General features: G+C 53.8%; 8 protein-coding genes, 5 tRNA genes and 4 other RNA genes. 16 read left to right on the forward strand and 1 reads right to left on the reverse strand.

Annotated features, from left to right (window positions below):
- The first annotated feature begins 83 nt into the window (after positions 1–83).
- From eptB to dppF, 11 genes are all read left to right on the forward strand, one after another.
- Positions 84–1,775 (forward strand): kdo(2)-lipid A phosphoethanolamine 7''-transferase, encoded by a 1,692-nt coding sequence (gene eptB, locus ABIE02_RS19995; protein WP_077226495.1) that lies wholly within the window; start codon positions 84–86, stop codon positions 1,773–1,775.
- Between the two features lie 91 nt (positions 1,776–1,866).
- A tRNA-Pro gene (locus ABIE02_RS20000) sits at positions 1,867–1,943 on the forward strand.
- Positions 1,944–1,978: 35 nt separating this feature from the next.
- Positions 1,979–2,110: non-coding RNA, RtT sRNA (locus ABIE02_RS20005), on the forward strand.
- Positions 2,111–2,144: 34 nt separating this feature from the next.
- A non-coding RNA gene (locus ABIE02_RS20010) (RtT sRNA) lies at positions 2,145–2,276 on the forward strand.
- Between the two features lie 35 nt (positions 2,277–2,311).
- Positions 2,312–2,443, forward strand: a non-coding RNA gene (locus ABIE02_RS20015) — RtT sRNA.
- 33 nt (positions 2,444–2,476) lie between these two features.
- A non-coding RNA gene (locus tag ABIE02_RS20020) (RtT sRNA) lies at positions 2,477–2,608 on the forward strand.
- A gap of 644 nt (positions 2,609–3,252) precedes the next feature.
- Positions 3,253–4,860 (forward strand): dipeptide ABC transporter periplasmic-binding protein DppA, encoded by a 1,608-nt coding sequence (dppA, locus tag ABIE02_RS20025; protein WP_032615864.1) that lies wholly within the window; start codon positions 3,253–3,255, stop codon positions 4,858–4,860.
- A gap of 161 nt (positions 4,861–5,021) precedes the next feature.
- A complete protein-coding gene (dppB, locus tag ABIE02_RS20030) occupies positions 5,022–6,041 on the forward strand; it encodes a dipeptide ABC transporter permease DppB (RefSeq protein WP_032615866.1) in 1,020 nt (339 codons plus the stop codon).
- Positions 6,042–6,050: 9 nt separating this feature from the next.
- Complete coding sequence (dppC, locus tag ABIE02_RS20035; protein WP_032615868.1) at positions 6,051–6,953, forward strand: dipeptide ABC transporter permease DppC; 903 nt, start codon at positions 6,051–6,053, stop codon at positions 6,951–6,953.
- A 10-nt stretch (positions 6,954–6,963) separates the two neighbouring features.
- Positions 6,964–7,947 carry a dipeptide ABC transporter ATP-binding protein gene (dppD, locus tag ABIE02_RS20040; RefSeq protein WP_032615870.1) on the forward strand — a complete coding sequence of 328 codons (984 nt, stop codon included), beginning with the start codon at positions 6,964–6,966 and terminating at the stop codon, positions 7,945–7,947.
- Entirely contained in the window at positions 7,944–8,957 is a 1,014-nt protein-coding gene (dppF, locus tag ABIE02_RS20045; RefSeq protein WP_059308972.1) for a dipeptide ABC transporter ATP-binding subunit DppF, read from the forward strand. Before dppD ends, dppF begins: the two co-directional genes overlap by 4 nt.
- 77 nt (positions 8,958–9,034) lie before the next feature.
- Here dppF and coaA read toward each other — a convergent pair whose 3' ends face one another.
- The gene (gene coaA, locus ABIE02_RS20050; RefSeq protein WP_130587998.1) at positions 9,035–9,985 is read right to left on the reverse strand and encodes a type I pantothenate kinase; all 951 of its coding nucleotides are present in this window, start codon (positions 9,983–9,985) and stop codon (positions 9,035–9,037) included.
- 337 nt (positions 9,986–10,322) lie between these two features.
- Between coaA and ABIE02_RS20055 the strand changes: the two genes are divergently transcribed.
- The 5 genes from ABIE02_RS20055 to ABIE02_RS20075 all read left to right on the forward strand — a co-directional run.
- Positions 10,323–10,398 (forward strand) — tRNA-Thr (locus ABIE02_RS20055).
- 8 nt (positions 10,399–10,406) lie between these two features.
- Positions 10,407–10,491, forward strand: a tRNA-Tyr gene (locus ABIE02_RS20060).
- 117 nt (positions 10,492–10,608) lie between these two features.
- A tRNA-Gly gene (locus ABIE02_RS20065) sits at positions 10,609–10,683 on the forward strand.
- A 6-nt stretch (positions 10,684–10,689) separates the two neighbouring features.
- Positions 10,690–10,765: transfer RNA gene (locus tag ABIE02_RS20070), tRNA-Thr, on the forward strand.
- A gap of 118 nt (positions 10,766–10,883) precedes the next feature.
- Positions 10,884–11,059: GTP-binding protein (locus ABIE02_RS20075; RefSeq protein ID WP_016831079.1), on the forward strand; the 176-nt coding region annotated here is incomplete at its 3' end.

Consider the following 11,059-nt stretch of genomic DNA (forward strand, 5'->3'; position numbering starts at 1 on the left):
CTGTCCCTGAGCAGTCAATTATCTTGTTTACTTTTTAACCAAAAGTGAAACGGTTTTACTTTACCTTTTTCCAGGTTGCATTAATGAAATATATCAAAGCGATGACGCAACAAAAGCTCAGCTTTTTGCTCGCGTTGTACATCGGTCTGTTTATGAATGGCGCGGTTTTTTTCCGTCGGTTTGATGGTTATGCGCAAGACTTTACCGCCTGGAAAGGAATCGCTGCGGTCGTTGAACTGGTTGCCACTGTACTGGTTACCTTCTTTTTGCTGCGTCTGCTGTCGTTGTTTGGACGGCGTATCTGGCGCGTACTCGCCACGCTGGTGGTGTTGTGCTCGGCGGGTGCCAGCTATTACATGACATTTATGAACGTGGTGATTGGCTACGGCATTATTGCCTCGGTCATGACCACGGATATCGACCTCTCGAAAGAGGTGGTCGGTTTGCACTTTATTCTCTGGCTGGTTTGCGTCAGCGTTCTGCCGCTGCTGCTTATCTGGAACAACCGCTGCCGCTATACGTTATTGCGCCAACTGCGTACGCCAGGGCAGCGCATCCGAAGCGCCGCGGTGGTGGTGCTGGCAGGATTAATGGTCTGGGGGCCAATTCGCCTGCTTGACCTGCAACAGAAAAACGTTGAGCGTACCTCCGGCGTGGATATGCCGAGCTACGGCGGCGTGGTGGCGAACTCGTATCTGCCATCCAACTGGATCTCTGCGCTGGGGTTATACGCCTGGGCGCAGGTGGATGAGTCCTCCGATAATAAATCGCTGATGAACCCGGCGAAGAAATTCACCTATCAGGCGCCGTCTGACATCGATGATACCTATGTAGTCTTCATTATTGGTGAAACCACGCGCTGGGATCATATGGGTATGCTGGGCTATGAGCGGGATACCACACCGAAGCTGGCGCAGGAGAAAAACCTCGTCGCCTTCCGCGGTACTTCCTGTGATACCGCCACTAAGCTCTCGTTGCGCTGCATGTTCGTGCGTGAAGGTGGGGCAAGCGATAACCCACAGCGGACCCTGAAAGAGCAGAACGTCTTCTCGGTACTGCGTCAGCTTGGCTTTAGCTCTGACCTCTACGCGATGCAGAGCGAGATGTGGTTCTACAGCAACACCATGGCCAACAATATCGCCTACCGCGAGCAGATTGGCGCCGAGCCGCGTAACCGCGGTAAGAGCGTGGACGACATGCTGCTGATCGACGAGATGCAGCGCTCTCTGCAGAACAATGAGAACGGTAAGCACCTGATCATCCTGCATACTAAAGGGTCGCACTTTAACTACACCCAGCGTTATCCACGCAGCTTTGCTAAATGGACGCCGGAGTGTAAGGGCGTGGATAAAGACTGCAGCAAAGCGCAGCTGATCAACTCTTATGACAACACGGTGACCTATGTAGATCACTTTATCGACAGCGTGATTGATCAGGTGCGCGATAAAAAAGCCATCGTCTTCTACGCTGCCGACCACGGTGAGTCGATTAACGAGAAAGAGCACCTGCACGGCACGCCGCGCAAGATGGCACCACCGGAGCAGTTCCGTGTGCCAATGATGGTGTGGATGTCCGACAAGTATCTGGAGAACCCGGATAAAGCCAAAATGTTCGCTCATCTTAAAGAGCAGGCGGATATGAAAGTGGCGCATCGTCATGTAGAGCTGTACGACACTATTCTCGGTTGCCTCGGTTATACCTCGCCAGACGGCGGGATTAACGAGAATAACAACTGGTGTAAAGTGCCTGACGGCGCTGCAAAAGCCGCAAAATAACTGGTCTGGCGACTTTATAGCCGATCGAAAGGCTTTTGCTAAATAAGGGATTGACGGAGGCAGAGCGTAGCAGTAAGATGCGCTCCGCATTCGGCGAGTAGCGCAGCTTGGTAGCGCAACTGGTTTGGGACCAGTGGGTCGGAGGTTCGAATCCTCTCTCGCCGACCACATTCGAAAACCCCGCTCATTTGAGCGGGGTTTTTTGCATCTGAAGGTTATGAGGATGAGAACCTCCGGGGAAGGAGATTCGACTCGAGCAAAGCGAGAGAACGTTGCTTCAGCAACGGCCCGCAGGGCGAGTCACGAAGTGACGAGTAATCCTCTCTCGCCGACCACATTCGAAAACCCCGCTCTTTGAGCGGGGTTTTTTGCATCTGAAGGTTATAAGGATGAGAGCCTCCGGGGAAGGAGGTTCGACTCGAGCGAAGCGAGAGAACGTTGCTTCAGCAACGGCCCGCAGGGCGAGTCACGAAGTGACGAGTAGTCCTCTCTCGCCGACCACATTCGAAAACCCCGCTCATTTGAGCGGGTTTTTTTGCATCTGAAGGTTATGAGGATGAGAACCTCCGGGGAAGGAGATTCGACTCGAGCAAAGCGAGAGAACGTTGCTTCAGCAACGGCCCGCAGGGCGAGTCACGAAGTGACGAGTAATCCTCTCTCGCCGACCACATTCGAAACCCCGCTCTTTGAGCGGGGTTTTTTGCATCTGAAGGTTATAAGGATGAGAACCTCCGGAGAAGGAGGTTCGACTCGAGCGAAGCGAGAGAACGTTGCTTCAGCAACGGCCCGCAGGGCGAGTCACGAAGTGACGAGTAATCCTCTCTCGCCGACCACATTCAAAAACCCGCTCATTTGAGCAGGATTCTTTGCATTTATCGCCCGCAGAAATGAATGCTTCGCAAGACTTACTCCGCATAATTCCACAAAATACGCCTTACCTCTGTTTAGCCCTGCCTGTTAACGTATTTGTGACATATTCCATTGTATTTTTTTATCTTTGGATTGATCTTTTTTCGCGTTGCTTATGGATAACCTCAGCATTTTCCCCTGTGCGTTTTAACGTTCATGGCATTTAGTGCGCAGATAATCGCCATTCTGAAAGAAAATTTACCCTGGTTGAATAAATGTTAATCACTGGTTGTAGCAGATTGCATAGAGAGTTGTGCTGCATCATGGCGGGTAGCATAAATTTCCCTGCTGAAAATACGCCCCGGTAGTTTTTTTAATCTTTGTTTGCCAATTCTCACACTTAGCGTAAATCCCCGTCACCTGTATTGACGTTTTCACATTCTGTTGACAGATTGTAGGGCACGAGGGGCAATTCAGGGAGGATCTGCGCTGCAACTCAGTCGCTATTCTGAAAGGAATCTCCATCCCTTATTACGCCTCAGGGCAACACCGACCGGACCGGGTAAAAAACAAATTAAAGGTCAGGCGGAGTAACACAACAAAAACATCACATTGGAGCAGAATAACAATGAGTATTTCCTTGAAGAAGTCAGGGATGCTGAAGCTTGGTCTGAGCCTGGTGGCTATGACCGTCGCAGCAGGCGTACAGGCAAAAACCCTGGTCTACTGTTCTGAAGGCTCGCCGGAAGGCTTTAACCCACAGCTCTTTACCTCTGGTACGACGTACGACGCAAGCTCTGTACCAATCTATAACCGTCTGGTTGAATTCAAAACCGGTACCACGGAAGTTATTCCGGGTCTGGCAGAGAAATGGGAAGTCAGCGAAGATGGTAAGACCTATACCTTCCACCTGCGCCAGGGCGTGAAGTGGCAGGACAGCAAAGACTTCAAACCTACGCGCGATCTGAATGCAGACGACGTGGTGTTCTCCTTCGATCGTCAGAAGAATGCTCAGAACCCATACCATAAAGTCTCTGGCGGCAGCTATGAGTACTTCGAAGGGATGGGCCTGCCAGACCTGATCAGCGAAATCAAAAAAGTGGACGACAATACCGTTCAGTTCGTACTGACGCGTCCAGAAGCACCGTTCCTGGCTGACCTGGCCATGGACTTCGCCTCTATTCTGTCAAAAGAATATGCCGACAACATGCTGAAAGCCGGCACGCCGGAGAAAGTGGACCTGAACCCGGTCGGTACCGGTCCGTTCCAGCTGCTGCAGTACCAGAAAGACTCCCGTATTCTGTACAAAGCGTTCGAAGGTTACTGGGGCACCAAGCCGCAGATCGACCGTCTGGTCTTCTCCATCACGCCTGACGCCTCCGTACGTTACGCTAAGCTGCAGAAGAACGAATGCCAGGTGATGCCGTACCCGAACCCGGCTGACATCGCGCGCATGAAGCAGGACAAAAACATCAATCTGATGGAGCAGGCGGGCCTGAACGTGGGCTATCTCTCCTTCAATACCGAGAAGAAACCGTTTGATGACGTGAAAGTGCGTCAGGCGCTGACTTACGCGGTGAACAAAGAAGCGATCATCAAGGCGGTTTATCAGGGCGCAGGCGTTGCCGCGAAGAACCTGATCCCACCAACAATGTGGGGCTACAACGACGACGTTAAGGATTACACCTACGACGTTGAGAAAGCGAAAGCACTGCTGAAAGAAGCGGGCCAGGATAAAGGCTTTACCGTTGAACTGTGGGCAATGCCAGTACAGCGTCCTTACAACCCGAACGCGCGCCGTATGGCCGAGATGGTTCAGGCTGACTGGGCGAAAATCGGCGTTCAGGCCAAGATCGTCACTTACGAGTGGGGCGAGTACCTGAAACGTGCTAAAGCAGGTGAGCACCAGGCCGTTATGATGGGCTGGACCGGCGACAATGGGGATCCAGATAACTTCTTCGCGACCCTGTTCAGCTGCGCAGCGGCGAAAGACGGTTCTAACTACTCTCGCTGGTGCTACAAGCCGTTTGAAGACCTGATTCAGCCAGCGCGTGCTGCAGAAGATCACAACAAGCGTATCGAACTGTACAAGCAGGCTCAGGTTGTTATGCATGACCAGGCACCAGCACTGATCGTCGCTCACTCAACCGTATACGAACCAGTACGCAAAGAAGTGAAAGGCTATGTGGTTGATCCACTGGGCAAACACCACTTCGAAAACGTTTCTGTTGAATAATAAGTAGGGTGTTCTCCCTCTCCTTTTGGGAGAGGGCAGGGGTGAGGGGCGTGCATGCACCCCCTCACCCTAATCCTCTCCGTCACGGAGAGGGAATTTACATTTGTGAGCAATACAGACGTCGCGCCCTCCCGCGTACGTCATTAGAGAGAATCCGGGTTATGTTGCAGTTCATCCTCCGACGTCTGGGACTAGTTATCCCCACGTTTATCGGTATCACCCTTCTCACCTTTGCCTTTGTCCATATGATCCCCGGTGACCCGGTAATGATTATGGCGGGCGAGCGTGGAATTTCTCCTGAACGTCATGCACAACTGTTGGCCGAACTGGGGCTGGATCAGCCTATGTGGCAGCAGTATCTCCACTATATCTGGGGTGTGATGCACGGTGATTTGGGTATTTCGCTGAAAAGCCGTCTGCCGGTGTGGGAAGAGTTCGTGCCGCGCTTCCAGGCAACGCTTGAGCTTGGTGTCTGCGCCATGATTTTTGCCGTCGCCGTGGGTATTCCGGTGGGCGTGCTGGCTGCGGTGAAACGCGGCTCCATCTTTGATCATACTGCCGTTGGCCTGGCGCTGACCGGCTACTCCATGCCTATCTTCTGGTGGGGCATGATGCTGATCATGCTGGTATCGGTGCAGCTTAACCTGACGCCCGTCTCGGGACGCGTCAGCGATATGGTCTTCCTCGATGATACTAACCCGCTGACCGGCTTTATGCTGATCGACACGGCTATCTGGGGCGAAGAGGGCAACTTTATTGATGCGCTGGCGCACATGATCCTGCCTGCCATGGTGCTCGGTACGATCCCGCTGGCGGTTATCGTGCGTATGACCCGTTCGTCAATGCTTGAAGTGCTGGGCGAGGATTACATCCGTACCGCCCGTGCGAAAGGCCTGACCCGCATGCGGGTGATCATCGTTCATGCCCTGCGTAACGCCATGCTGCCGGTGGTGACCGTTATTGGTCTGCAGGTGGGGACGCTGCTGGCAGGGGCGATCCTGACCGAAACTATCTTCTCCTGGCCGGGACTGGGCCGCTGGCTGATTGACGCGCTGCAACGCCGTGATTACCCGGTGGTGCAGGGCGGTGTACTGCTGGTGGCGACGATGATTATCCTCGTCAACCTGCTGGTCGATTTGCTGTACGGCGTGGTGAACCCGCGTATTCGTCATAAGAAGTAAGGGGCCATCATGTCACAAGTTTCTGAAAATAAAGTGGTCGCAGCACCGGTGCCAATGACGCCGCTGCAGGAGTTCTGGCACTACTTCAAACGCAATAAAGGCGCGGTAGTGGGATTGGTGTACGTTACCATCATGATCATTATCGCGGTGTTTGCGAACTTTCTTGCACCTCATAACCCGGCGGATCAGTTCCGCGACATGCTGCTGGCACCGCCAGCCTGGCAAGAAGGCGGAACATTCGCTCACCTGCTGGGTACCGACGATGTCGGTCGCGATGTGCTGTCCCGTCTGATGTACGGTGCGCGTCTGTCCCTGCTGGTCGGCTGTCTGGTGGTCGTGCTTTCGCTGATCCTCGGGGTTGTCCTCGGCCTGATTGCAGGTTACTTCGGCGGGCTGGTTGATAACATTATTATGCGTGTTGTCGACATCATGCTTGCCCTGCCGAGCCTGCTGCTGGCGCTGGTGCTGGTGGCCATCTTCGGTCCGTCGATCGGCAACGCCGCCCTGGCCCTGACGTTCGTGGCGCTCCCTCACTATGTGCGATTAACGCGCGCGGCAGTGCTGGTGGAAGTGAACCGCGACTATGTCACCGCGTCTCGCGTGGCGGGTGCGGGCGCGATGCGTCAGATGTTCGTCAACATTCTTCCAAACTGCCTTGCGCCGCTGATTGTTCAGGCGTCGCTCGGTTTCTCAAACGCCATTCTCGATATGGCTGCTCTTGGCTTCCTTGGCATGGGTGCGCAACCGCCAACACCGGAGTGGGGCACCATGCTCTCCGACGTGTTGCAGTTCGCGCAGAGCGCCTGGTGGGTCGTGACCTTCCCGGGTCTGGCGATCCTGCTGACGGTGCTGGCATTTAACCTGATGGGTGATGGTCTGCGTGATGCACTTGATCCCAAACTGAAGCAGTAAGAGGCACGAGATGGCGTTATTAAATGTAGATAAATTATCGGTGCACTTCGGTGACGTAGGCTCCGAGTTTCGCGCCGTAGATCGGGTTAGCTACAGCGTAAATCAGGGTGAAGTCGTTGGCATCGTGGGTGAGTCAGGTTCCGGTAAATCGGTCAGCTCACTGGCGATCATGGGTCTGATTGATTACCCGGGCCGCGTAATGGCGGAAAGCCTGGAGTTCAACGGTCAGGATCTGAAGCGCATTTCAGAAAAAGAGCGCCGCAACCTGGTCGGTGCCGAAGTGGCGATGATCTTCCAGGATCCGATGACCAGCCTCAACCCGTGTTACACCGTCGGTTTCCAGATTATGGAAGCGATTAAGGTGCACCAGGGTGGGAATAAGCAAACCCGTCGTCAGCGGGCAATCGATCTGCTGAACCAGGTCGGTATTCCTGACCCGGCCTCGCGTCTGGATGTTTATCCGCACCAGCTCTCCGGCGGGATGAGCCAGCGCGTGATGATCGCCATGGCGATTGCCTGTCGTCCGAAGTTGCTGATTGCCGACGAACCGACAACCGCGCTGGACGTGACCATTCAGGCGCAGATCATCGAGCTGCTGCTGGAGTTGCAGCAGAAAGAGAATATGGCGCTGATCCTGATCACCCATGACCTGGCGTTAGTGGCCGAAGCCGCGCACAAAATTATCGTGATGTACGCCGGACAGGTTGTTGAAACCGGCAACTCGCACGATATCTTCCGTGCGCCGCGTCACCCCTATACCCAGGCACTGCTGCGCGCCCTGCCGGAGTTTGCCCAGGACAAAGCGCGTCTGGCGTCACTGCCGGGCGTGGTGCCGGGTAAATATGACCGTCCGACCGGCTGTCTGCTGAACCCGCGTTGCCCGTATGCCACGGACAAATGCCGCATCGATGAGCCGGAACTCTATACCCTCAGCGACGGCCGTCAGTCTAAATGTCACTACCCACTCGATGACGCCGGGAGGCCCACACTATGAGTACGCAAGAGGCCACCATGCAACAGCCACTGCTGCATGCTATCGATCTGAAAAAACACTACCCGGTGAAGAAAGGGCTGTTTGCCCCGGAACGTCTGGTCAAAGCACTGGATGGCGTCTCCTTTACCCTTGAGCGCGGTAAGACATTAGCGGTGGTGGGTGAGTCCGGGTGTGGGAAATCCACATTGGGCCGCCTGCTGACCATGATTGAAACCCCGACCGGTGGCGAGCTGTATTATCAGGGCCAGGATCTGCTGAAGCACGATCCCGACGCGCAGAAACTGCGTCGCCAGAAAATCCAGATTGTCTTCCAGAACCCGTATGGCTCGCTGAACCCGCGCAAGAAAGTGGGGCAGATTCTGGAAGAGCCGCTGCAAATCAACTCTACGCTGAGCAAAGAGCAGCGTCGTGAGAAGGCGCTGGCGATGATGGCGAAAGTAGGGCTTAAGACCGAGCACTACGATCGTTACCCGCATATGTTCTCCGGCGGCCAGCGTCAGCGTATTGCTATCGCCCGTGGTCTGATGCTCGACCCGGATGTTGTGATTGCCGATGAACCGGTCTCCGCGCTGGACGTGTCCGTCCGTGCGCAGGTGCTGAACCTGATGATGGATCTGCAGCAGGATTTAGGCCTGTCGTATGTCTTCATCTCTCATGACCTGTCGGTAGTGGAACACATCGCGGATGAAGTGATGGTGATGTATCTGGGGCGCTGCGTGGAAAAGGGAACGAAAGACCAGATCTTTAATAACCCTCGTCACCCTTATACCCAGGCATTGCTCTCTGCGACACCGCGCCTGAACCCGGATGAGCGCCGGGAGCGTATTAAGTTAACGGGTGAGCTGCCAAGTCCGCTTAACCCGCCGCCGGGCTGTGCTTTCAATGCCCGCTGCCGTCGTCGCTTTGGGCCATGTACCCAGTTGCAACCGCAGTTGAAAGACTACGGCGGTCAACTGGTGGCGTGCTTCGCCGTCGATCAGGATGAAAACGGCGAAAAGCCTCAGGTATAAGTCATAAAAAAACCGGCGAATTCGCCGGTTTTTTGTTTTCAGGCCCGGGCAAGCGACGTGCCGCCGGGCTTGTATCGTTACTTGCGCAGACGCACATGGTCGACAGCGTGTTTCTCACTCTTGGTGAGGATCAGGCTGGCGCGTTCCCGCGTTGGCAGGATGTTCTCTTTCAGGTTCACGTAGTTGATCTCGTTCCACAGCGAGGTCGCCACATTTACCGCTTCTGCTTCAGAAAGCTGGGCGTAGTTATGGAAGTAAGAGTCAGGATCGGTGAACGCCCCTTCGCGGAACTTCAGGAAGCGGTTGATGTACCAGTTTTGCAGCAGCTCTTCCGGCGCATCGACATAAATAGAGAAATCGACGAAGTCAGAGACAAACACATGATGCGGGTCATGCGGATAATCCATTCCACTCTGCAGAACGTTTAGTCCTTCCAGAATCAGAATATCCGGCTGTACCACCGTTTTGTCGCCGTCAGGGATGCGGTCGTAAATCAAGTGCGAGTAGACGGGGGCCGTCACGTTCGGCACGCCGGATTTCAGATCCGAAACAAACTTCACCAGACGGTGCATATCATAAGAGAGCGGGAAACCCTTCTTCTTCATCAGGCCGCGTTCTTTTAACACCTCATTCGGATGCAGAAAGCCATCGGTCGTGATCAGCTCAACGCTGCGGTGTTCAGGCCAGCGGCTCAGCAGCGCCTGCAAGACACGCGCGGTGGTGCTTTTACCCACGGCGACGCTGCCGGCAATACTAATGATATAAGGAATGCGTTGCCCGTTCGTACCGAGGAACTGCTCCAGTACGGCCTGTCGGCGGAGGTTGGAACTGATATAGAAATTCAGCAAACGCGATAGAGGCAAATATATTTCGGCCACTTCTTCAAGCGACAGGTCTTCGTTTATCCCTTTTAACCGTGCGATTTCGCCTTCCGTTAAGGTCATGGGGACGGAGTCACGCAGAGCAGCCCACTGGCTGCGGCTAAACTGGAGATAAGGCGTCATTAACGTTTGCTCTTTTTTGCTCATAAGCATGCTTGAGTGAAGCGTCTCATCCCACAGTAGGGGCTAGCCATGCGGGGTATGGCACATCACATAATAGTTAATTTTGGACAATGCGCAGGAGGGTAACACCAGATGAGCCGAATAATAAGAAAAAATGTGGCCCAGTGTTCCGTTAAGCGGGAATGGTCACAGACAGTGTCTGCGACCTTTTGCAGTCATTAAATGATGAATATTTGCGCGCATTTGCTTAGAAATACAGCGTTATTCTCTCTTCTCGCACAAAATGTGAGCGAAAGAACGATTTATGCAAATTTTTAGTTGCATGAACCTGCGGGTCTCCCTAAAATGCGCGCTACTTGATGCCGACTTAGCTCAGTAGGTAGAGCAACTGACTTGTAATCAGTAGGTCACCAGTTCGATTCCGGTAGTCGGCACCATCAAGTCCGGTGGGGTTCCCGAGCGGCCAAAGGGAGCAGACTGTAAATCTGCCGTCACAGACTTCGAAGGTTCGAATCCTTCCCCCACCACCACTTTCTGGCAGCGTTAACGCCGCCGGAGCTGGTTGGAAAAATTAACCAGCTCGAACTTAAAAAGAGAGAAATCTCTTTTTTTGTTACAGAAAGAACTGGGTAGCCGAGTTTCAGGATGCGGGCATCGTATAATGGCTATTACCTCAGCCTTCCAAGCTGATGATGCGGGTTCGATTCCCGCTGCCCGCTCCAATACGTGCTGATATGGCTCAGTTGGTAGAGCGCACCCTTGGTAAGGGTGAGGTCCCCAGTTCGACTCTGGGTATCAGCACCACTTCACTTCTCCCTCCCGTTTCTCTCTGTTTCAATGTAAATGAATTCAACAGTTCAGGCATTTCGCCTGGTTGATGTGGTGATATCACCGATTTATCCGTGTCTTAGAGGGACAATCGATGTCTAAAGAAAAGTTTGAACGTACAAAACCGCACGTTAACGTCGGTACTATCGGCCACGTTGACCATGGTAAAACAACGCTGACCGCTGCAATCACTACCGTTCTGGCAAAAACCTACGGTGGTTCTGCTCGTGCATTCGACCAGATCGATAACGCACCAGAAGAAAAAGCTCG

The sequence above is a fragment of the Leclercia sp. 1548 genome (assembly GCF_050435045.1).
Lineage (GTDB): Bacteria > Pseudomonadota > Gammaproteobacteria > Enterobacterales > Enterobacteriaceae > Enterobacter > Enterobacter adecarboxylatus.

Bases quoted from the DNA above. Each gene is read 5' to 3' on its own strand.
- eptB (WP_077226495.1), top strand. From the start codon at position 84: ATGAAATATATCAAAGCGATGACGCAACAAAAGCTCAGCTTTTTGCTC.
- dppA (WP_032615864.1), top strand. From the start codon at position 3,253: ATGAGTATTTCCTTGAAGAAGTCAGGGATGCTGAAGCTTGGTCTGAGC.
- dppB (WP_032615866.1), top strand. From the start codon at position 5,022: ATGTTGCAGTTCATCCTCCGACGTCTGGGACTAGTTATCCCCACGTTT.
- dppC (WP_032615868.1), top strand. From the start codon at position 6,051: ATGTCACAAGTTTCTGAAAATAAAGTGGTCGCAGCACCGGTGCCAATG.
- dppD (WP_032615870.1), top strand. From the start codon at position 6,964: ATGGCGTTATTAAATGTAGATAAATTATCGGTGCACTTCGGTGACGTA.
- dppF (WP_059308972.1), top strand. From the start codon at position 7,944: ATGAGTACGCAAGAGGCCACCATGCAACAGCCACTGCTGCATGCTATC.
- coaA (WP_130587998.1), bottom strand. From the start codon at position 9,985: ATGAGCAAAAAAGAGCAAACGTTAATGACGCCTTATCTCCAGTTTAGC.